Here is a 21,800-nt window from a genome sequence, read left to right as displayed (position 1 = left end):
TGTATAGCAAGCTATTGAATGTTTTAACATTGTATCAAAAGTGTTCCATTCACACCTTGAATTAATTCACGCCGCTTTTTGATTTTTATTCTGTATAACCAGCGCTATAATGCGGCGCTACCTTGTTGGGTACTAAGCGATGTTGAGTGTGCTGCACTTCGTAATGGGGATAGTGCAGCTTTGCCATGATATCAACGACCGAAGTGATGCTGAGAGGGATGATAGCCCGGCACTGAGCGCATCTCTCTGCTTCAGAGAGATTCCTTTAGCTGTTTGGGAAAGTCCTGATAGCGAAAGGACATAGAAGCAAGCAAAGTGACCGCTGTTTGGCCGACTTGCCGTTTCCAGCACAATGAGAGCGTGGTTCATGTTCCGCTAACTTTAGCTGATGACATATACAAATTACTGCAGGCACTACGCATTTTGGTTGCGAAAGCCAATGGCGGTAGCGTGCCTGCGGTTGTTTGCTACTTCAGAAAATTGTATGTAATTCATTGAAAAACGAGAGAAAGTATGAAGATTCTTGTCACCGGGGGCGCAGGCTTTATCGGTTCTGCCGTGGTTCGTCATATCATTGAAAATACCCTGGACGAAGTCCGTGTGATGGACTGCCTGACCTACGCCGGCAACCTCGAATCCCTGGCGCCGGTGGCCGGGAGTGAACGCTACTCGTTTTCCCAGACCGATATCACCGATGCCGCTGCCGTGGCGGCCCAGTTCAGCGAGTTCCGTCCGGATATCGTGATGCACCTGGCGGCAGAAAGCCATGTGGACCGTTCCATTGATGGCCCGGCCGCCTTCATCCAGACCAACGTAATCGGCACCTTCACTCTGCTGGAGGCAGCCCGCCACTACTGGTCCGGGCATGGGGAAGCGCAGAAGCAGGCCTTCCGCTTCCATCATATCTCCACCGATGAAGTGTACGGCGACCTGCACGGCACCGATGACCTGTTCACCGAAGAGACTTCGTACGCCCCGAGCAGCCCGTACTCCGCCTCCAAAGCGGGCAGCGACCATCTGGTTCGCGCCTGGAACCGCACCTACGGCCTGCCAGTGGTGGTGACCAACTGCTCCAACAACTATGGTCCGTATCACTTCCCGGAAAAACTGATCCCGCTGACTATCCTTAATGCCCTGGCGGGTAAACCTCTGCCGGTATATGGCAACGGGGAGCAGATCCGTGACTGGCTGTATGTTGAGGACCATGCCCGTGCGCTGTACAAAGTGGCGACCGAAGGCAAGAGCGGCGAGACCTACAACATCGGCGGTCATAACGAGCGTAAAAATATCGATGTGGTGCGCACCATCTGCACCATTCTCGACAAGGTGGTGGCGCAGAAGCCGGGAAACATCACCCACTTTGCTGACCTGATCACTTTTGTCACCGACCGTCCGGGACATGACCTGCGTTATGCCATTGATGCCACGAAAATCCAGCGCGATCTGGGCTGGGTGCCGCAGGAAACGTTCGAGAGCGGAATTGAGAAAACTGTGCACTGGTACCTGAACAACCAGACCTGGTGGCAGCGTGTGCTGGACGGCTCCTATGCCGGCGAGCGTCTTGGCCTGAATAAATAAAAAAGGAACTGAAGATGAAGGGCATTGTTCTGGCCGGCGGCTCCGGCACGCGTTTATACCCCATCACCCAGGGCGTCTCCAAGCAGCTGCTGCCTATCTACGACAAGCCGATGATTTTCTACCCGGTGTCTGTCCTGATGCTGGCGGGCATTCGCGATATCCTTATCATCTCCACGCCTGACGACATGCCTTCCTTCCAGCGCCTGCTGGGTGACGGGTCGCAGTTCGGGGTGAACTTCAGCTACGCCATCCAGCCGTCGCCGGACGGTCTGGCACAGGCCTTTATCATTGGCGAGAAGTTTATCGGCAACGATGCCTGCGCCCTGGTGCTGGGGGATAATATCTACTTTGGCCAGAGCTTCGGTAAAAAGCTGGAAGCAGCGGCGGCGAAGACTTCCGGTGCCACGGTGTTTGGTTATCAGGTGCTGGATCCGGAGCGCTTCGGGGTGGTGGAGTTCGATGAGAACTTTAAGGCACTGTCCATCGAGGAGAAACCATTAAAGCCGAAATCAAATTGGGCCGTAACTGGTCTCTATTTCTACGACAATAACGTGGTGGAGATGGCGAAGGACGTTAAGCCTTCAGCACGCGGGGAACTCGAGATTACCACTCTCAACCAGATGTATCTGGAGCGCGGTGACCTGCATGTTGAACTCCTGGGGCGTGGCTTTGCCTGGCTGGATACAGGCACTCATGACAGCCTGATGGACGCATCACAGTTCATTCACACCATTGAAAAGCGTCAGGGGATGAAGGTCGCGTGCCTGGAAGAGATCGGTTACCGCAACAAATGGTTGTCGGCGGAAGGGGTGGCGGCTCAGGCCGAACGCCTGAAGAAAACCGAGTACGGTGCTTATCTCAAGCGCCTGCTGAACGAGCGTTAATGCCTTCTTCGTCAACGACAGGATACAGAGAATGAAGATTTTACTGATTGGCAAGAATGGCCAGGTGGGCTGGGAGCTGCAGCGTTCCCTGTCCACCCTCGGCGACGTGGTCGCGGTGGATTATTTTGATAAAGAGCTTTGCGGTGACCTGACGAACCTGGAAGGCATCGCGCAGACCGTGCGTACTGTCCGCCCGGATGTGGTGGTGAATGCCGCCGCGCACACGGCCGTGGACAAGGCAGAAAGCGAGCGGGAGCTTTCCGACCTCCTCAACGACAAAGGGGTGGCGGTGCTGGCGGTGGAGTCGGCGAAGCTCGGTGCCCTGATGGTGCACTATTCCACCGACTATGTGTTCGACGGCGCCGGCAGCCATTATCGTCGGGAAGATGAAGCGACCGGCCCGCTTAACGTCTACGGCGAAACCAAGCGTGCCGGTGAGCTGGCCCTGGAGCAGGGCAACCCGCGTCACCTGATTTTCCGTACCAGCTGGGTGTATGCCACCCGCGGCGCCAACTTTGCCAAAACCATGCTCCGCCTGGCGGGGGAGAAAGAGACCCTCACCATCATTGACGACCAGCACGGGGCGCCCACCGGCGCTGAGCTGCTGGCAGACTGCACGGCGACGGCAATCCGTGAAACGCTGCGTAATCCGGCGCTGGCCGGCACGTATCACCTGGTGGCCAGCGGCGAGACCAGCTGGTGCGACTATGCCCGCTATGTGTTTGAAGTGGCGAGAGCGCACGGTGCCGAGCTGGCGGTGCAGGAAGTGAAGGGCATTCCGACGACGGCCTATCCGACGCCGGCGAAGCGTCCGCTCAACTCGCGCCTGTCGAATGAAAAATTCCAGCAGGCATTCGGGGTGACTCTCCCGGACTGGCGTCAGGGTGTGGCTCGCGTGGTAACAGAAGTCCTGGGCAAATAAACGGTTAGCAAAAGATGAACATTATTAAAACAGATATTCCTGACGTGCTGATTTTTGAACCGCGCGTGTTTGGTGATGCGCGGGGCTTCTTCTTTGAGAGCTTCAGCAGCAAGGTGTTTAATGAGGCGGTGGGCCGTCAGGTGGAATTCGTCCAGGACAACCATTCCCAGTCCCAGAAAGGCGTATTACGCGGGTTGCACTATCAGCTGGATCCGCACGCTCAGGGCAAGCTGGTCCGCTGTGTGGAAGGTGAGGTGTTTGACGTGGCAGTGGATATCCGTCGTTCATCGCCTACCTTTGGTAAATGGGTTGGAGCGGTGCTCAGCGCAGAGAATAAACGTCAGCTGTGGATCCCGGAAGGGTTCGCCCACGGGTTTATGGCGCTGAGCGACACGGTGCAGTTTGTCTATAAGGCGACGAACTACTACGCGCCGCAGTCAGAACGGAGTATCATTTGGAACGATCCGGAGATAGGGATTGACTGGCCGGCACTGAGCGACTGCGTGCTGTCTCTGTCGGAGAAAGACCTGCGGGCACATACTCTGGCCACTGCGGAAGTCTACGCTTAAGTATAAATATTCTTGTTCGATAATGGATATCACAAGTTACTATCAAAAATAATAATAATAAATAATTTTTTATCCTAAAGGTAATCGATTAATGAATTATAAAGCAATGAAGCCTAAAGTTATCGCTTCTATTGTATTATTTAATCATTCCTATGATGATATTAAAGATACGTTCCTCTCATTATGCCATGAAGAGAGCGTTGAAAAAATAATCTTCGTTGATAATGGTGGTTGTCAGTGGGCGGCATCATTGAATGAACCTAAGGTGAGCTACATCAAGTCTCCTTACAACTGTGGTTTTGGTGCTGGACATAATCTTGCAATAAAAGCAAGTGCAGACTTTGACGGTTATTTCTTGATATGTAATCCGGATATTAGCTTTGATAAGCAGTCACTTGATAAATTAGTTTCGTTTGCGTGGGAAAATGAGTATAGTTTTGTTTCCCCGCAAATAATATATAGAAATGGTGAGAGACAATATAGTTGCCGTCTACTACCTACTCCCGGTAATCTTTTTTTAAGACGTTTCTTTCCAGTGACTGCAATAAAGTACGATGTTAAATATGAACTGAAAGATGCAGCATATGATGAGATATTTTCCCCACCAACGGTATCTGGCTGTTTCATGTTATTAAGTAATGTATTATTGCAAAAACTTAACGGTTTTGATGAACGATACTTTATGTATCTGGAAGATGTAGATTTATGTCGCCGAGCATTACAGCTAACCAAAATATACTATTATCCTGGAACAACTATTGTCCATGCCTTTAATAAAGGTTCGTATAAAAGCAAATTATTACTTTGGTACCATATTCGCTCCGCAGTTTCCTATTTTAATAAATGGGGATGGTTTCTTGATCGTAAAAGACATGCGTATAATAAGCAAGCCATATATGAAATTCCCAAAAAAATAATTTAAGATTATTTGCCATAAAATACGAGTTTAAAATGAAAAACCCTCATCAAAAACTTTCATCATCACCATTAGCAGTGGTGCGCAGTATTGCCACTCACTGGAGTATTATTCTGCAGATGGCTAAACGTGATGTTGTTGGAAGATATAAAGGTTCTGTGATGGGCCTGCTTTGGTCTTTTTTGAACCCTTTATTTATGTTAACAGTATATACTTTTGTCTTCTCCGTGGTATTCAAAGCCAGATGGTCAACTGGTGGGGACGAAAGTAGGACACAGTTTGCTATAATTTTATTTGTCGGAATGATAGTTCATGGTTTTTTAAGTGAAGTGGTAAATAAAGCACCGTTGATTATTTTGGGAAATACAAACTATGTGAAGAAAGTTATATTTCCATTGGAAACGCTGCCTGTTATCTCTTTATTTGCGGCATTATTTCATACTTGTATCAGCCTTTGTGTGTTACTGATGGCGTTTTTCATTTTTAATGGATATTTACATTGGACCATAGTGTTTTTACCTTTGGTCTTTTTCCCTTTAATTATTTTTTGCCTTGGCATTTCGTGGATCTTAGCATCTCTTGGCGTATTCCTAAGAGATGTAAGTCAAACTACGGTAATTATTACTACAGTATTAATGTTTTTATCACCGGTATTCTTCCCTATAAGCGCCTTGCCTGAAAAGTATCATATCTGGATCATGCTCAATCCATTAACCTTTATTATTGAACAAGCCCGAACGGTCCTTATTTGGGGTGGTATACCTAATTTTATCGGTCTGTTTTTATATTCTTTGGGTGCCTTAGTCGTAGCCTGGATGGGTTTTGCCTTCTTCCAGAAAACCAGGAAGGGATTTGCTGATGTCCTCTAATGAAATTGCCATTCAGGTTACAAACCTGAGTAAATGTTATCAGATATATGCGCGTCCAACTGATCGTCTAAAACAGTTTTTTGTTCCGAAACTTCAACAGGTGGTCCGCAGAGAGCGAAACTGCTATTTTCGTGAGTTTTGGGCCCTCGATGACGTTTCCTTCAGTATCAAAAAAGGGGAAACGGTAGGTATTATTGGACGAAATGGTGCCGGGAAGTCGACTTTGCTGCAGATTATCTGCGGCACACTAACCCCCTCCGCTGGAGATGTACGTGTTAATGGGCGTATTGCTGCATTACTTGAATTAGGTGCTGGGTTCAACCCGGAGTTTACCGGTCGTGAGAACGTTTATTTAAATGGTTCGGTATTAGGTTTAACCAAAGAGCAGATTGCGGCTAAGTTTGCTGAAATTGAAGAATTTGCAGATATCGGCCAGTTCATTGATCAACCCGTAAAAACATACTCTAGCGGTATGTATGTCCGTTTAGCCTTTGCCGTTCAAGCATGTGTTGAACCGGAAATTTTGATTGTTGATGAGGCGTTAGCTGTTGGCGATATTGGCTTCCAGTATAAATGCTATAAACGGATGGAAGCATTACGTGCGAAAGGTGTAACCATCATTATGGTAACTCATTCAACAGGCAGCATCCTTGAGTATGCTGATCGCTGCCTGGTTATGGAACACGGAAAACTAATCGGTGATACCAATGATGTTCTCGCTGCAGTTCTGGCCTATGAGAAAGGGATGATCCTGGCCAACGATAAACCAGAGCCTACAACACTTGCAGAGAATCGCTCTTCTGAAACTTGCAGTTTGGAAGACCTCAAAAGCATCCAGTTACATACTGCTAATGAAGAAATTGGGGAAAAACGTTTTGGTACTGCGCGTGCTATTATCAAAAATCTTACCATCTACAAATCAGATGGTACGACTTTGACAGAGAAACCACTCATCAAATCAGGTGAAGAAGTTACATTTGATTTCACCATATTAGCTACCGAAGAGATTAAGGATGTTGCTCTTGGCCTTTCCATATCCAAAGCTCAGGGAGGGGATATTTGGGGAGATAGTAATATTGGCGCAGGTTCACCAATTACACTTCGTCCAGGTAGTCAGCGTATCGTTTATAAAGCAACGCTGCCTATAAATTCGGGCGATTACCTAATACACTGCGGCCTCGCTATGGTTGGCAACGGTGCTCGAGAGGAGCTTGATCAACGTCGCCCGATGATGAAAATAAAGTTTTGGTCGGCCAGAGAGCTAGGCGGGGTCATTCATGCTCCGTTAAAAATCATTACAAATGGAGAGTAAAGCATGTTTGCTGTTTTTCTTCCTCCATATCCGTTCAGAGGGGTGAAAGCCCCTTATTTATGGCTTTTTTTAAAGTATTTGCATTGTTCAAACGAAAAGATACTTTTTATTACAAGTCCTGATTATGTTGAAGTAATAAACGATGAAACGCAACATTCCCGTTGGGAGTTTGATGCTGCCTCGATGGCATCTTTAGGATATTCTCTTCCTGATGAACAAAGCCTTGCCAGACATGAATATCTGTACCTTGATCATGCTTTGTATGAAATCATGTTGGCTCAACATCATCATGATCCCATAAAATCATTTACCACATTTTTAACCGAATCTATTTCCGAGCTTGAAAATGAGTTATTTTCTTTACTTACAAAGGAAATAATTCAACGTGTTGATGCTTTTGTCTCTATCTGCAACTGTCCATCGCTTGAAAAAGTCGCAAGAGCTTTAAATAAAGAGGTTATACACCTTGAGATCGGGCCATTGCGAGCACCGATGTATCGCAATACAGCATATCTGGATTTCACCGGCGTTAATGGTAATACCGAGGCTCGGGCACGCTATGAATCTTGCCAGACGGAAATTGATATTACGTGCTCAATGAATGATTTGCATCGTTATTTTCTTGAAGCAATCTCATTACCTTCGTCAAGTGAAAACCAAGTTGCTGGGATTGTGTTACAGGTAGAAGACGATTCCAATATCATTGCTTACAGCCATAATTTTACGAATATATCTTTAATTTCTTATGTACGTCAACAGCATACTCTCGAGAATATATTAGTTCGGGCGCATCCCGGGAGTTTGTTTCGTTTACGAGATGACATATTTAGCATTGATGCATCGGCAAACAGCCTCGAATTTATTCAAAAATGTCATTCTATTTATACTATTAACTCAAGCGTTGGCTTAGAGGCGCTTTTATGCGAGAAAAAGACTAATATTCTCGGTGATTGTTCCTATGCTTTTGTCGCTGAGGAGGCCTCAGGTCCCAACAGAGTAAATGCCATGGCATTTTATCTGTTTGCTTATCTGGTGCCCTTTGAACTTATATTTAATCTGGAATATTTGCGATTCAGGTTGGACCATCCAGCAGAGCTGGATATCGTACGTAAACACCTGCAATTTTATTCTAAAATGCCGGATGAGCGTGAAGAAAACAGCCATACGCTGTCAACATTAATAAACGAAGCGATTTCCAAAGATATCACCATGAGAACCATTTTAGAAAACTCATTAGCCGAGAATAACAAACAACTTGAAGATTTGAAAACGCAGCTTGCTGCCGAGGTTACTGAGCGCGAAAAATTAGCTGCAGCGATTACCAAACTCCAGCAAACGGCAGACTTGGCAGCAAAAGACAGGGAGATATTAGTTTCCGCCCTGGCAGTCAAACAAGATGAAGTAGATCGTATGCGCAGAAGTCTGTCATGGAAGTTAACCATGCCAGTTCGTATATCTGGTAGGATTTCCCGAGGTGAATTTAGCACTATAAAAGCAATGATGAGGGAATACACGACTTCCGGTAATAATGTTTTTTCTCGCTATATTTTATCGGGTGGGCTTCTTTCAAAATCGAAATATAAAACGGCTATTCGTCTTCTATTGTCAGGAAACTGGTCAGGGATGGTTGATGGTTTTAAACGTGTTTTAAGCCGAGCTGCTATCGACTCTTCACCAGCTACGCCATTTGTCGATACTGGAACGGTAAGAATTCTTGCTACTCAGCATACCCTATTCGTTGCACATTTGATTGAAAAGAATCTGCTTGATTGCGGAATTAAGGGCCATGTCAGTACTGCTTATTCCGTTGAGCAGGATATGGGGCAGATGCACATTGTAGTTTGTCCGCAAATGTTCAAACAACTGCCCCGTAACTACATTGCTTTCCAGATGGAGCAGTCGGTCAACTCAAGATGGTTTACCGATGAGTATTTTTCTCGTCTCAATAATGCTGTTGCTATTTTTGATTATTCCTTGAAAAATATTGAATATTTACTGGATAAAGGCATTCCGTATCAGAAATTGTTTTATATGCCGATTTCCAGCTTTCCAGATTACCCAGCCCATTTAGCAGATAACGGTTATGTACTGGATGATCAGAAAGGTGATATACACGCAGATGTTCTATTCTATGGCGATCCAAACTGTGAGCGCCGCAAGGCCTATCTTCAGGAATTGAAGAAGCATTTTAATGTCACTGTCGCTTCGGAAGTTTTCGGTGATAAACTCACCAGAATGGTTAAGAATGCGAAAGTCGTCGTCAACATTCATTACTATGAAAATGCGTTGCTTGAAACCACACGTCTATATGAAACGATTTCGCTTGGGACGCCTGTAGTGAGTGAAAGCAGTTCAGATATTGTAGAGCATGAAGACCTACAGGATGTGATCGATTTTTGCCCCATCGGTGATATTCCGGCAATGGTCGAGAAAATTCAGAATTTGTTATCTGATAAAGAATATTACAACGAAAGAAAAGAAAAAATTAAGCACTTTACTAATGTAGATAATAAAAATAATTATTATCTGCGACGTTATCTGCTGTCGATTGATAAACTCAATTTTTCACAATACAAAAGTATTTTCTCATTTGAGCAATTTCAAACTGGAGATGTCCCACGCCTTTGTTTATCATTGTCTGAAACACCCGTCCGCCGGAAAGCTTTTTTCGCTAGTCCATCCCATGGATTCCAATTTTTCGAGGGGATCCGTTATCGCATTGGTTGGATTGGTTGTGGCATGAGCTATAAATATATGCTTTCAGGCATGCTGGCCAGTAAGGCGGAAATGGGGATTATCTGTGAAGATGATGTTATTTTCCCGGTTGATTATGATAATAAATTAAATAAAATTATTAACCATCTACAGAGTACTGAGGCTAAATGGCATATTTTTGCTGGCATAATTGCACATCTGCATGAGGACACGAAGGTACTGGATGTTAAGGTAATGGATGGTATTGAGTATATCTACATTGACAAAATGACTAGTATGGTTATGAATATTTATTCTCGCCGTGGTATGGATCTTATTAGCCAGTGGGATGAGAAAAATATTGATGCCGAAACCAATACTATTGACCGCTATGTTGAATCAGCTCAAGATCTGGTCGTCGTGACTACATTACCTTTCCTTGTAGGATACGCAGAAGAGCAACAGTCAACATTATGGGGCTTTGAGAACTCTCAATATACATCGTTAATAAAAGCCAGTGAAAAACTGTTAGCTGAAAAGGTTGCAGAATTTAAAAAGAATCGCTAAAAAATTCGACCTGAAAATATAAAGGCCGGTTGCTGAACTTTTCAGCTTCCGGCCTTTTTTCTTTCATCCTGCAGATTATTTATGCCGACTCTTAAGGTTGGCAATAATATCTTGTAATGAAAGCCCCTGGTCCTGCAGCAGCACCAGCAGGTGATACATCAGGTCCGACGCCTCATTCTTCAGCTCGAAGCGGTCGTTCACCGTGGCGGCCAGCGCGGTCTCTACGCCTTCTTCTCCCACTTTCTGCGCGATGCGCTTGGTGCCGCTGGCATACAGCTTCGCCGTGTAGGAGCTCTCCGGGTCGGCGTGCTTACGCTCAGCCAGCAGCTGCTCCAGCTGATACAGGAACAGCCACTGGTGGCCAGCGTCGCCGAAGCAGCTGGTGGTGCCTTTGTGGCAGGTCGGCCCGATCGGGTTCACCAGCACCAGCAGCGTATCGTTGTCGCAGTCCGGTGTGATGCTCACCACGTTGAGGACATTGCCCGAGGTTTCACCCTTGGTCCACAGCCGCTGTTTGGTGCGTGAGTAAAAGGTGACCTTGCCGGTGGCTTCGGTTTTCTCCAGCGCGTCCTTGTTCATGTAGCCCAGCATCAGCACTTCGCCGGATACGGCGTGCTGCACGATGGCCGGCATCATGCCGTCCGTTTTTTCCCAGTCCAGCTGTTCAGTCAACATACCCTTATCTCCACGCCCTGTGCCGCCAGGTACGCTTTCAGTTCGCCAATATTAATAATCTGTTTGTGGAATACCGAGGCCGCCAGCGCGCCGTCAACGTCGGCGTCGCGGAAGGCTTCGAGGAAGTGTTCCATGGTGCCTGCGCCGCCGGAGGCGATCAGCGGCACATGGCACACCGCGCGGACCTTCGCCAGCTGCTGCAGGTCGTAGCCGTTGCGCACCCCGTCCTGGTTCATCATATTGAGGACGATCTCGCCCGCGCCGCGCTTCTGCACTTCCTCCACCCAGTCGAGGGTTTCCCACTGCGTCACCCGGGTGCGGCTCTCGTCGCCGGTGTACTGATTAACGTGATACTTGCCGGTCTGTGCATCAAACCAGGTATCGATCCCCACCACGATGCACTGCACGCCAAAGCGGTCTGCAAGGCGGGTGATCAGCGTCGGGTCGGCGAGAGCAGGGGAGTTAATCGAGATCTTATCGGCGCCGAAGGAGAGGATCTGCGCCGCGTCTTCCAGCGACTTGATCCCGCCCGCCACGCAGAAAGGAATATCGATTACTTCCGCCACCCGCGACACCCAGCTCTTATCGACCACCCGGCCGTCGCTGGAGGCGGTGATATCATAAAACACCAGCTCGTCGGCGCCTTCGTCGGCATAGCGCTTGGCCAGCGGGACGATATCGCCGATGATCTCGTGATTACGGAACTGCACGCCTTTCACTACCTGGCCGTCGCGGACGTCGAGGCAGGGGATTATCCGTTTTGCCAGCATTGAATGGCCTCCGTTACGTTGAATTTGCCTTCCAGCAGCGCGCGACCGACAATCACGCCGCGCACCCCGGTGCCGCGCAGGGCGGCAATATCATTGAGATCGCCGATGCCGCCGGACGACTGAAACGCCACCTGCGGGTAGCGGGCGCAGACTTCCTCGTACAGCGAGACGTTGGAGCCCGCCAGCGTGCCGTCGCGGGAGATATCGGTGCACAGCACATGCTGCAGGCCGACCGGCAGATAGCTCTCCACCAGCTCCTCCAGGGTCACGCCGGAGTTTTCCTGCCAGCCGCTGACCGCCACCTGCTTATTGCCGTCGGCGTCGATACGCACGTCGAGGGCCAGCACCAGCCGCTCAGGGCCAAAGCGTTTAAACCAGCCTTTCACTTCCTCCGGGGATTTCACCGCAGTGGAGCCGACCACCACGCGGTCGACGCCGGCTTCAAGCAGGGCCGCGACATCCGCCTCGGTCCGCACGCCGCCGCCGACCTGCACCGGGACGTCAACGCCGGCGACCAGCGATTTCAGCAGCGGGATCTGGCGCTTCGCCGGATCCTTCGCCCCGGTCAGGTCGACCAGGTGCAGGACTTCCGCTCCCTGAGCGGCATAGGACTGCAGGCGCGGCAGCGGATCGCTGCCATAGTCGCGCTGCTGGCCATAATCGCCCTGGTGGAGACGAACGACGGTGCCGTCGATTAAATCTAAAGCAGGAATAATCATCACATCTCCAGGAAGTTTTTCAGCAGCTGCGCCCCGGCGCTCCCGGAGCGCTCCGGATGGAACTGCACGCCAAAGAAGTTATCTTTCTGCACCGCGGCGGTGAACGCCTCGCCGTAATTGCACTGGGCGATGGTGTACGGGTTGACCGGCATGGCGTAGCTGTGCACGAAGTAGAAGTAAGCCCCTTCTTCAATGCCGCGGAACAGACGATCGCCCGCTTTGGCATACACCCGGTTCCAGCCCATGTGCGGCAGCGGCAGGCCGTGGTCGGTCATCTTCGGCACCTCTTCCTCGATAATGCCCAGCAGATCGACGCCGTTGTTCTCTTCACTGCGCTTGCCGAGCAGCTGCATACCCAGGCAAATCCCCAGCACCGGCTGGGTACAGGCTTTGATCAGGTCGATCAGTTCGCGGTCGCGCAGCTGGTCCATCGCCGCCTGGGCGGTGCCGACGCCGGGAAGAAACAGTTTATCGGCACGCAATACCACCTCCGGGTCGCGGCTGACCACCGGCTCATAGCCGTGGCGGCCAATCGCCGATTTCACCGAATTGAGGTTGGCGCACCCGGTATCAAGGATCACCACATTCATTACAGCACCCCTTTGGAAGACGGCAGGGCATCGCCCTGGACGCGGATCGCCTGGCGCAGCGTACGGCCAAAGGCTTTGAACAGGCTCTCCACGCGGTGGTGATCGTTCTTGCCCTTGGTTTTCAGGTGCAGCGTCACCGCCATGGTGTAAGAGAGCGAGCGGAAGAAGTGTTCCACCATCTCGGTGCTCAGATCGCCGACGCGCTGATAGGTGAAGTCCGCCTTATACTCCAGGTGCGGACGGCCGGAGATATCCAGCGCGCAGCGGGCGAGACACTCGTCCATCGGCAGCACGAAGCCGAAGCGGTTGATGCCGCGCTTGTCGCCAAGCGCCAGCTTCAGGGCTTCGCCGAGGGCCAGGCCGGTATCTTCCACCGTGTGGTGATCGTCGATGTACAGATCGCCGCCGACGTTGACCTCCATGCGGAAGCCGCCATGGGTGGCGATTTGGTCGAGCATATGGTCAAAAAAGCCGACGCCGGTGTGGATCTTGCTGCCGCCTTCGCGGTCCAGCCACACTTTCACATCCACCTGGGTCTCTTTGGTGATGCGCTCGACGTGGGCATAGCGGTCGCGGCGGGTCAGTTGCTCGCAGATGGTCGGCCAGTTCAGCGTCTCGCGGTCATAGCGCAGACCGATAATCCCCATGTTATCCGCCAGCTCAAGGTCGGTGGCCCGGTCTCCAATCACATAGCTGTGGGCTTTATCCAGTACGCCCTCTTCCAGCCACGGCAGCACCAGCTGGGTTTTCGGCTTGCGGCAGTCGCAGTTGTCGCCCGGGAAGTGCGGACAAATCAGCACTTCTTCAAAGTTAACGCCCTGCGAGGCGAAGATCTGCATCATCAGGTTGTGCGGGCCATCAAACGCCTCCTGCGGCAGGCTGTCGGTGCCCAGACCATCCTGGTTGGTGATCATCACCAGCTTATAGCCTTCCTGCTGCAGCTTCAGCAGCGCCGGGATCACCTGCGGCTCAAACGCCAGCTTGTCGAAACGGTCCACCTGGAAATCCACCGGCGGTTCGGAAATCAGGGTGCCGTCACGGTCAATAAAGAGATACTTCTGGGTCATACATTCTCCGCAGTCAAGGCGTCAATCACGCGCTGGCTCTCTGCACGGGTACCGATAGTGATACGCAAACAGCCGCTCAATGAAGGTTGTTTATTCTGGTCACGTAAGATAATGCCCTGATCCCACAAAGATTTAAACACTGCGCTGGAGGCGGTTATCCGCGCCAGGACGTAGTTGGTTTCGGAATCGAAGACCTGCTCCACGCAGGCGATGCCGCGCAGCTGTTCCACCAGGTAGCGGCGCTCGTCGAGGATCTGCGCCACGCGCTGACGCATCGCGGCGATCCCTTCCGCGCTCAGCGCCTGGGCGGCGATATCGGCCACCGGCGTGGAGAGCGGGTACGGGGCGATCACTTTCAGCAGCACGTTGATCACCTCGGCGTTGGCGAGGGTGAAGCCGCAGCGCAGGCCGGCGAGGGCGAAGGCTTTAGACAGCGTGCGCAGCACCACCAGGTGCGGGTAGTCGCTGAGCCAGCCGGCGAGCGTCGCCTGCGGGCAGAATTCAATATAGGCTTCGTCGGCCACCACGATAGCTTTGCCGCGGGTCATCTCCAGCAGGTCGCGCATCGACTGCGGGTCGATAATTTGCCCGGTCGGGTTGTTCGGGCTGCAGACGAAGACCACCTTCACCCCGTCCAGCTGCGCCTCGATGCCCGGCAGGTCGAGCTGCCAGTCGGCCAGCGTCGGCACGGTGCGGCACTCGACGCCGATGGTCTCGGCGCTGACGCTGTACATGCCGTAGGTCGGCGGGCAGTAGAGCACGGCGTCTTCGCCTGGCTCGCAGAAGGCGCGGATCAGCAGCTCAATGCCTTCGTCGGCGCCGCGGCTGACCAGCACCTGCTCCGGTTTAACCTCGGCGTAGCGGGCGTAGCTCTCAATCACCGCCTTCGGCTGCGGCTCCGGATAGCGGTTCAGCGTCTGCTCGGTCAGCTGGAAGGCCACGGCGGTGGGGAATTCGTTAGCGTTGAGCCAGACGTCGCCTTTCCCGCCCAGGCGGCGAGCGGATTGATACGGGGTCAGCGCGCGAACGTTGGCGCGGGCTAAATCTTCAATGCTCATGCTTGCTCCTTCAGGGCGGCAACGCGCAGCGTTACGGCGTTTTTGTGGGCGTCAAGGCGCTCGGCGGCGGCCAGAATCTCAATCGTCGAGGCGAGGGCGGCAAAGCCGTCGCGCGACAGCTCCTGCACGGTCATCCGTTTCTGGAAGTCGGCCAGGCCGAGGCTCGAGCAGGTGGCGGTATAGCCATAGGTCGGCAGGACGTGGTTGGTGCCCGAGGCATAGTCGCCCGCGGATTCCGGCGACCAGTCGCCAAGGAAAACCGAGCCGGCGCTGGTGATGCTGTCCACCAGCTCACGGGCCTGGCGGGTCTGAATGATCAGGTGCTCCGGGCCGTACTGGTTGGAGATGGCCACGCACTGCGCCAGGTCGCGGGCCACGATGATCCGGCTGGCGGAGAGCGCCACGCGAGCGGTTTCGGCGCGCGGCAGGGCGGCCAGCTGGCGCTCCACGGCCTCGGCGACGCGGTTGCCCATCCCGGCGTCCGGGGTCAGGAGGATCACCTGCGAGTCCGGGCCGTGTTCCGCCTGCGACAGCAGGTCGGAGGCGACGAAGTCCGGGTTGGCGCCGCTGTCGGCGATCACCAGCACTTCCGACGGGCCGGCCGGCATGTCGATGGCCGCGCCGTCCAGACGCTGGCTGACCTGGCGTTTGGCCTCCGTGACGTAAGCGTTACCCGGGCCAAAGATTTTATCCACCTTCGGCACCGACTCGGTTCCGAGGGCGAGGGCGGCGATGGCCTGCGCGCCGCCGACGTTAAAGATGGTTTTCACGCCGCACAGCTGCGCGGCGTAGAGGATCTCATCGGCGATAGGCGGCGGCGAGCAGAGCACCACCTGCTGACAGCCGGCGATGCGCGCCGGCGTCGCCAGCATCAGCACCGTGGAGAACAGCGGCGCCGAGCCGCCCGGAATATACAGCCCGACGGAGGCGATAGGGCGGGTCACTTGCTGGCAGCGCACCCCCGGCAGCGTTTCGACATCCACCGCCTGCAGCTTTTGCGCGTTGTGGAAGGTCTCGATGTTTTGCACCGCCACCGCCATCGCCTGCTTCAGCTCGTCGCTGAGGCGCTCGCCGGCGGCGGCGATCTCCGCCTCGCTCACCTGCAGCGCGGCGACGGTGGTTTTATCAAACTTCGCGCTGTATTCGCGCAGCGCCGCGTCGCCGTTGGCTTTGACGTTATCGAGGATCTCCGCCACCGTTTTACTGATGCTGTCGGAGGCGGAAATCGCCGGGCGCGTTAAGAGTTGTCGCTGTTGGTCTGCGCTACAGCCGTTCCAGTCGATGATTGTGTTGAAGCTCATGATTGTTTTCCCCTGTGTGTCCCGTGACCGGCTGGCCGATTACTCCATCATCTTCTCAATCGGCAGCACCAGAATGGAGCTGGCGCCCAGCGCCTTCAGTTTTTCCATGGTCTCCCAGAACAGGGTTTCGCTGCTGACCATGTGCATCGCCACGCGCTGCTTGTCGCCTGCCAGCGGCAGAATGGTCGGACGCTCGGCGCCCGGCAGCAGGGCAACCACTTCCTCAAGGCGTTCGGTCGGGGCGTGCATCATGATGTATTTCGACTCGCGGGCCTGGATCACCCCCTGAATACGGGTCAGCAGGCGGTCAATCAGCTGCTGTTTGGCGTCGGCCATTTCGCCGTCGCGCTGGATCAGGCAGGCTTTGGAGCGGTAGATCACTTCCACTTCGCGCAGGCCGTTGGCTTCCAGGGTGGCGCCGGTGGAGACGAGGTCGCAAATGGCGTCGGCGAGGCCGGCGCGCGGCGCCACTTCCACGGAGCCGTTCAGCAGACAGGATTTAAAGGAGATACCTTTTTGATCGAGGTAGCGCTTCAGCAGGTGCGGGTAAGAGGTGGCGATACGTTTGCCGTCCAGCGCCGCCGGGCCGTTCCAGGCTTCATCCACCGGGGTCGCCAGCGACAGGCGGCAGCCGCCGAAGTCGAGACGGCGCAGGGTGAAATAGCGCGGGTCTTCGCCCTGGGCGCGGCGGCTGAGCAGCTCTTCTTCCAGCACGTTTTCGCCGATAATGCCGAGGTCGACAACACCGTCCATCACCAGGCCCGGGATATCGTCATCACGCACGCGCAGAATGTCGATTGGCATATTTTCCGCCAGCGCAATCAGACGCTGGGTGTGCAAATTGACTTTAATGCCGCAGCGGCTGAGTAATTCGCGTGAATCTTCGCTTAAACGGCCTGATTTCTGAATAGCTATGCGTAAACGGGTGTTGTCTAACATTGTTCTTTTCCTCTGAATACCTGTCTGAATCTGTCCGAATTTGGTCCAAAAAAAAGCCCCCGGAAGTGAATCTTCCGGGGGCTCTCTGCGCGTTCATGCACCACTGGAAGATCCAAATGTCTTCCAGCACACATCGCCTGAAAGACTAGTCAGGATGATGGTGATGATGGTGGTGTTTAAATTGAACGCGGTTCATAAAATTCTCTGTGAATGACTATGCATTTGATGTCCTTTAACCTAAACCACTTCCGCCGCAGAAAGCAAGGGCTTTTTTCTATCATTAATTCATTTCACATTGAGCGAAGAAATTGTCAGTTGCCGCTGGCTGGCGTAGCCTGTAATCAGCACAGCGAAAGAGTCAGGAGCCTGGGATGAAAAAGGTCGCGATAGTCGGTTTGGGATGGCTGGGGATGCCGCTGGCGCTGTCGTTGACGGCGCGAGGCTGGCAGGTCACCGGCAGTAAAACCACGCAGGATGGCGTGGAGGCGGCGCGGATGTGCGGGATCGACAGCTATCCGCTGCGCCTGGAGCCGCAGCTGGTCTGTGATACCGAGGACCTCGACGCGCTGATGAACGTCGATGCGCTGGTGATCACGCTGCCGGCCCGGCGGACCGGCGCGGGGGAAGGGTTTTATCTGCAGGCGGTGCAGGAGATCGTCGATACCGCGCTGGCGTACCATATTCCGCGGATCGTCTTCACCAGCTCCACCTCGGTGTATGGCAACGTCAACGGCACGGTGAAAGAGAACTCCCCGCGCCTGCCGGAGACCGCCAGCGGGCAGGTGCTCAAGGAGCTGGAAGACTGGCTGCACAACCTGCCGGGGACGTCGGTGGATATTCTGCGCCTGGCCGGGCTGGTGGGGCCGTCCCGTCATCCGGGACGTTTTTTCGCCGGCAAGTCGGCGCCGGATGGCCAGCATGTGGTCAATCTGGTGCATTTGCAGGATGTGGTGGCCGCCATCGAACTGCTGCTGCAGGCTCCGAAGGGCGGGCACATCTATAATCTATGTGCGCCCCGCCATCCGGCACGCGGCCTCTTTTATCCGCAGATGGCCCGCGAGCTGGGGCTGCCGCCGCCGGTGTTCAGTGACAGCCCGGACGGCGGCCAGGGCAAGATTGTGGATGGCAATCGAATCTGCAATGAGCTGGGATTTGAGTACCAGTACCCCGATCCGCTGGTGATGCCGATGGAGTGATGCGCCAGCGGTGATTCGCATACCGTAAGGGGGTAGCGATGAAACCACTGCTGGATGTCCTCGTGATCCTCGACGCACTGGAAAAAGAGGGGAGTTTTGCCGCGGCGTCGGCAAGGCTCTTTAAAACGCCCTCGGCGCTGAGCTACACCATTCACCGGCTGGAAAGCGATCTCAATATTCAGCTGCTCGACCGCAGCGGTCACCGCGCGCGCTTTACCCCCACCGGACAGATGCTGCTGGAGAAAGGACGGGAAGTGCTGCATATCGCCCGCGAACTGGAGATCCGGGCGGTTAAGCTGCAGCAGGGGTGGGAGCATACCCTCCGCCTGGCGGTGGACAGCACTTTTCCCGTGGCGCAACTCTCGCCGCTGATCGCCGCATTTTATCAACAGCAGCCGCTGACCCGGCTGCACTTCACGCTGAACCCCTCGCTGCTGGACTGGCGGCCGCTGACTGAAGGGCAGGCCGATCTCCTGCTGGGGGCGCTCGGCGAGCCGCCGCCGCTGAGCGGCTATGATTATCTTCCCCTTGGCGAGCTGGATCTGGAGCTGGTGGTCTCCCCGCAGCATCCTCTGGCGGAGCGTCGCGCCCCGTTGAGCTGGCGAACTCTGCGCCGTTACCGCGCGGTCGCCACCGGCGAGGGCGGGGCGCTGCTCGGCGATCAGGAGACCCTGACGGTATGTGACGTTACGGCGCAGCTGGCGCTGCTGTGCATGGGGCTGGGGTGGGGCTGCCTGCCGCGTTACCAGGTGCAGGGGCTGCTGGAGAGCGGCGAACTGGTCAGCTTGACCGTGCGCGGGCAGTCGCCTCGTCAGCACGCGTGGATCGGCTGGAATGACGCTACCTGCGGTTTGGCTGGTAAATGGTGGCGGGAAACGCTATTAGCAAATAGTGCTATTTTTACAATTTATCATATGGAAACCGTATAGATATTAGCACGTTAAAAAATATGCTTACGCAATGAACTTCATAACATCTTGTCAACGCCGTTGAATTTGTTGCAAAATATGCGGCCTGAAAACCAGAGACTAGCCGACGCTTTTTTTTAAAGTGTCGGTTATTTTTTTGGTCGAAAGACACATCATTCAATACCAAGAGGCCGGGCTTCGTACCGGATAGATATTTACTAAAAACCGACAGTCGTTGTCGCTGAGGAATAGAAAGAAATGGGGCAATTTTTTGCTTACGCGCTGGCGTTCACCGTAAAAGGGGATAACTATGTCGCATAACGCTACTCCAAATACCTCTCGCGTGGAATTACGTAAAACACTTACGCTAGTTCCGGTTGTAATGATGGGCCTGGCCTATATGCAGCCGATGACGCTGTTCGATACGTTTGGTATCGTCTCTGGTATGACCGACGGTCACGTGCCGACGGCCTACGCCTTTGCGTTAATCGCTATCCTGTTTACTGCGCTGAGCTACGGCAAGCTGGTACGTCGTTACCCGTCCGCCGGCTCGGCGTATACCTATGCGCAGAAATCCATCAGCCCGACCGTTGGCTTTATGGTGGGTTGGTCCTCGCTGCTCGACTACCTGTTCGCGCCGATGATCAACATTCTGCTGGCGAAAATCTATTTTGAAGCGCTGGTGCCTTCGATTCCGTCGTGGGTGTTTGTTATCGCGCTGGTCGCCTTTATGACCGCCTTTAACCTGCGCAGCATTAAATCCGTGGCCAACTTCAACACCGTGATCGTGGTGCTGCAGGTGGTGCTGATTGCCGTGATCCTCGGCATGGTGATTTATGGCGTGTTTGAAGGCGAAGGCGCCGGTACGCTGGCCAGCAGCCGTCCGTTCTGGTCCGGTGACGCGCACGTGATCCCGATGATTACCGGGGCGACGATCCTGTGCTTCTCGTTTACCGGCTTCGACGGCATCAGCAACCTGTCTGAAGAGACCAAAGATGCAGAGCGCGTCATTCCGCGCGCGATCTTCCTGACCGCGCTGATCGGCGGCCTGATCTTCATCTTTGCCACCTACTTCCTGCAGCTGTACTTCCCGGATATCTCGCGCTTTAAAGATCCGGATGCGTCACAGCCGGAAATTATGCTCTACGTGGCAGGTAAAGCCTTCCAGGTGGGCGCGCTGATCTTCTCCACCATCACCGTACTGGCTTCCGGTATGGCGGCGCACGCTGGCGTGGCGCGTCTGATGTACGTGATGGGTCGTGACGGCGTATTCCCGAAAAGCTTCTTCGGCTACGTCCACCCGACCTGGCGCACCCCGGCGATGAACATCATCCTGGTCGGCGCTATTGCCCTGCTGGCGATTAACTTCGACCTGGTGATGGCGACGGCGCTGATTAACTTTGGTGCGCTGGTGGCGTTTACCTTTGTTAACCTGTCGGTAATTTCGCAGTTCTGGATCCGTGAGAAACGCAACAAGACGCTGAAAGACCACTTCCAGTATCTGTTCCTGCCGATGTGCGGCGCCCTGACCGTCGGCGCGCTGTGGGTCAACCTGGAAGAGAGCTCGATGATTCTGGGCCTGATCTGGGCCGGTATCGGTCTGGTCTATCTGGCCTGCGTGACCAAAAGCTTCCGCAACCCCGTGCCGCAGTACGAAGACGTGGCGTAAGGCGTAGCGTGATGTGAATGAGAAAAGCCGGAGGGAAACCTCCGGCTTTTTTTTCGTCTGCGCTTGTTCGATACCGGGACCTGTTTTTTGCCCGGCGGCGCTGCGCTTGCCGGGTCTGGGGGATATAAGCTGACGGCAGGTCTTTGCAGGACGGGTCAGGCGCAGTGGCTACCCGGCGTAAATACTTATCCCTCCCGCACCATCACGTTCAGCAGCGTATCCAGCAGGCCGGGAAAACGGGCGTCCAGATCTTCCCTGCGCAGCGAAATCATATTCTCCCGTCCCTGAGGCCGCTGCCAGATCACACCGCTGTCGCGCAGGACGCGCCAGTGGTGGGTCATGGTGGACTTGGCCACCTCTTCCTGACGCAGCGCGTTGCAGCTCTGCTCGCTGCCGTCGGCCAGCGTGCGGATGATCTCCAGTCGCAGCGGGTTGCCGAGCGCGGAAAGGACATTTTCCAGGCGAATTTGTTCTCGTTCGGGGTGATTGGCGATCATAATAATCCTGTGTCGGCGTTGGCGCGGCGCATGGCGGTCGCAGCCCGTATCGGCGGCTGGCGGCTACTATACCCAAACTCCAGGTCTGATACCACGCGCG

General features: G+C 53.7%; 21 protein-coding genes and 1 other annotated feature. Of the genes, 11 read left to right on the top strand and 10 right to left on the bottom strand.

Annotated elements, in window-relative coordinates; genetic code table 11:
• Nucleotides 1-513: 513 nt before the first annotated feature.
• The 8 genes from rfbB (at nt 514) to ABLU73_RS04635 (ending at nt 10,311) form a co-directional block, all read left to right on the top strand.
• A complete protein-coding gene (gene rfbB / locus ABLU73_RS04670; RefSeq protein ID WP_348850071.1) occupies nt 514-1,578 on the top strand; it encodes a dTDP-glucose 4,6-dehydratase in 1,065 nt (354 codons plus the stop codon).
• Nucleotides 1,579-1,592: 14 nt separating this feature from the next.
• Entirely contained in the window at nt 1,593-2,462 is an 870-nt protein-coding gene (rfbA, locus tag ABLU73_RS04665) for a glucose-1-phosphate thymidylyltransferase RfbA (RefSeq protein ID WP_126494239.1), read from the top strand.
• Nucleotides 2,463-2,493: 31 nt separating this feature from the next.
• The gene (gene rfbD, locus ABLU73_RS04660) at nt 2,494-3,384 is read left to right on the top strand and encodes a dTDP-4-dehydrorhamnose reductase (protein ID WP_109938733.1); all 891 of its coding nucleotides are present in this window, start codon (nt 2,494-2,496) and stop codon (nt 3,382-3,384) included.
• A gap of 14 nt (nt 3,385-3,398) precedes the next feature.
• Entirely contained in the window at nt 3,399-3,953 is a 555-nt protein-coding gene (rfbC, locus tag ABLU73_RS04655) for a dTDP-4-dehydrorhamnose 3,5-epimerase (RefSeq protein ID WP_072657387.1), read from the top strand.
• A gap of 91 nt (nt 3,954-4,044) precedes the next feature.
• The gene (locus ABLU73_RS04650; protein ID WP_023318681.1) at nt 4,045-4,875 is read left to right on the top strand and encodes a glycosyltransferase family 2 protein; all 831 of its coding nucleotides are present in this window, start codon (nt 4,045-4,047) and stop codon (nt 4,873-4,875) included.
• Between the two features lie 29 nt (nt 4,876-4,904).
• Nucleotides 4,905-5,738, top strand: coding sequence for an ABC transporter permease (locus ABLU73_RS04645; protein ID WP_126494240.1), 834 nt, complete (start codon nt 4,905-4,907; stop codon nt 5,736-5,738).
• Nucleotides 5,728-7,050 (top strand): ABC transporter ATP-binding protein, encoded by a 1,323-nt coding sequence (locus ABLU73_RS04640; protein WP_049004241.1) that lies wholly within the window; start codon nt 5,728-5,730, stop codon nt 7,048-7,050. Before ABLU73_RS04645 ends, ABLU73_RS04640 begins: the two co-directional genes overlap by 11 nt.
• Nucleotides 7,051-7,053: 3 nt before the next feature.
• Nucleotides 7,054-10,311 carry a hypothetical protein gene (locus tag ABLU73_RS04635; RefSeq protein WP_264924748.1) on the top strand — a complete coding sequence of 1,086 codons (3,258 nt, stop codon included), beginning with the start codon at nt 7,054-7,056 and terminating at the stop codon, nt 10,309-10,311.
• Between the two features lie 75 nt (nt 10,312-10,386).
• On the opposite strand, the gene hisIE is transcribed toward ABLU73_RS04635, so the two are convergent.
• The 9 genes from hisIE to hisL form a co-directional block, all read right to left on the bottom strand.
• A complete protein-coding gene (hisIE, locus tag ABLU73_RS04630) occupies nt 10,387-10,986 on the bottom strand; it encodes a bifunctional phosphoribosyl-AMP cyclohydrolase/phosphoribosyl-ATP diphosphatase HisIE (RefSeq protein ID WP_023318677.1) in 600 nt (199 codons plus the stop codon).
• Entirely contained in the window at nt 10,980-11,756 is a 777-nt protein-coding gene (hisF, locus tag ABLU73_RS04625) for an imidazole glycerol phosphate synthase subunit HisF (protein ID WP_017899707.1), read from the bottom strand. Before hisF ends, hisIE begins: the two co-directional genes overlap by 7 nt.
• The gene (hisA, locus tag ABLU73_RS04620) at nt 11,738-12,475 is read right to left on the bottom strand and encodes a 1-(5-phosphoribosyl)-5-[(5-phosphoribosylamino)methylideneamino]imidazole-4-carboxamide isomerase (RefSeq protein ID WP_126494242.1); all 738 of its coding nucleotides are present in this window, start codon (nt 12,473-12,475) and stop codon (nt 11,738-11,740) included. The genes hisF and hisA overlap by 19 nt, the downstream gene beginning before the upstream one ends.
• Nucleotides 12,475-13,065 carry an imidazole glycerol phosphate synthase subunit HisH gene (gene hisH / locus ABLU73_RS04615; RefSeq protein WP_002912227.1) on the bottom strand — a complete coding sequence of 197 codons (591 nt, stop codon included), beginning with the start codon at nt 13,063-13,065 and terminating at the stop codon, nt 12,475-12,477. Before hisH ends, hisA begins: the two co-directional genes overlap by 1 nt.
• The gene (gene hisB / locus ABLU73_RS04610) at nt 13,065-14,132 is read right to left on the bottom strand and encodes a bifunctional histidinol-phosphatase/imidazoleglycerol-phosphate dehydratase HisB (protein WP_043520635.1); all 1,068 of its coding nucleotides are present in this window, start codon (nt 14,130-14,132) and stop codon (nt 13,065-13,067) included. Before hisB ends, hisH begins: the two co-directional genes overlap by 1 nt.
• Nucleotides 14,129-15,190, bottom strand: coding sequence for a histidinol-phosphate transaminase (hisC, locus tag ABLU73_RS04605; RefSeq protein WP_004203588.1), 1,062 nt, complete (start codon nt 15,188-15,190; stop codon nt 14,129-14,131). The genes hisB and hisC overlap by 4 nt, the downstream gene beginning before the upstream one ends.
• Nucleotides 15,187-16,491, bottom strand: coding sequence for a histidinol dehydrogenase (gene hisD, locus ABLU73_RS04600; RefSeq protein WP_004203587.1), 1,305 nt, complete (start codon nt 16,489-16,491; stop codon nt 15,187-15,189). The genes hisC and hisD overlap by 4 nt, the downstream gene beginning before the upstream one ends.
• Nucleotides 16,492-16,530: 39 nt before the next feature.
• Nucleotides 16,531-17,430 carry an ATP phosphoribosyltransferase gene (gene hisG, locus ABLU73_RS04595; protein WP_002912152.1) on the bottom strand — a complete coding sequence of 300 codons (900 nt, stop codon included), beginning with the start codon at nt 17,428-17,430 and terminating at the stop codon, nt 16,531-16,533.
• Between the two features lie 47 nt (nt 17,431-17,477).
• Nucleotides 17,478-17,600, bottom strand: a sequence feature (His leader region).
• Nucleotides 17,576-17,626, bottom strand: coding sequence for a his operon leader peptide (gene hisL, locus ABLU73_RS04590; protein ID WP_004899375.1), 51 nt, complete (start codon nt 17,624-17,626; stop codon nt 17,576-17,578). Its footprint overlaps the feature before it by 25 nt.
• A gap of 175 nt (nt 17,627-17,801) precedes the next feature.
• Here hisL and ABLU73_RS04585 point away from each other — a divergent pair, with 175 nt between their 5' ends.
• From ABLU73_RS04585 to plaP, 3 genes are all read left to right on the top strand, one after another.
• Nucleotides 17,802-18,626, top strand: a complete 825-nt coding sequence (locus ABLU73_RS04585; protein ID WP_004203585.1) for an SDR family oxidoreductase — start codon at nt 17,802-17,804, stop codon at nt 18,624-18,626.
• A 38-nt stretch (nt 18,627-18,664) separates the two neighbouring features.
• The gene (locus ABLU73_RS04580) at nt 18,665-19,555 is read left to right on the top strand and encodes a LysR substrate-binding domain-containing protein (RefSeq protein WP_122543153.1); all 891 of its coding nucleotides are present in this window, start codon (nt 18,665-18,667) and stop codon (nt 19,553-19,555) included.
• 289 nt (nt 19,556-19,844) lie between these two features.
• On the top strand, nt 19,845-21,203 hold the full coding sequence (plaP, locus tag ABLU73_RS04575) for a putrescine/proton symporter PlaP (RefSeq protein WP_004148994.1): 1,359 nt from the start codon (nt 19,845-19,847) through the stop codon (nt 21,201-21,203).
• 185 nt (nt 21,204-21,388) lie between these two features.
• Here plaP and ABLU73_RS04570 read toward each other — a convergent pair whose 3' ends face one another.
• Nucleotides 21,389-21,700: a helix-turn-helix domain-containing protein gene (locus tag ABLU73_RS04570; protein ID WP_017899702.1), complete on the bottom strand. Its 312-nt coding sequence runs from the start codon at nt 21,698-21,700 to the stop codon at nt 21,389-21,391.
• Between the last annotated feature and the right edge of the window lie 100 nt (nt 21,701-21,800).

This window comes from Klebsiella sp. GG_Kp175, assembly GCF_040062325.1.
GTDB classification, from domain to species: domain Bacteria; phylum Pseudomonadota; class Gammaproteobacteria; order Enterobacterales; family Enterobacteriaceae; genus Klebsiella; species Klebsiella quasipneumoniae.
This window is presented reverse-complemented; position numbering and strand designations above follow the sequence as displayed.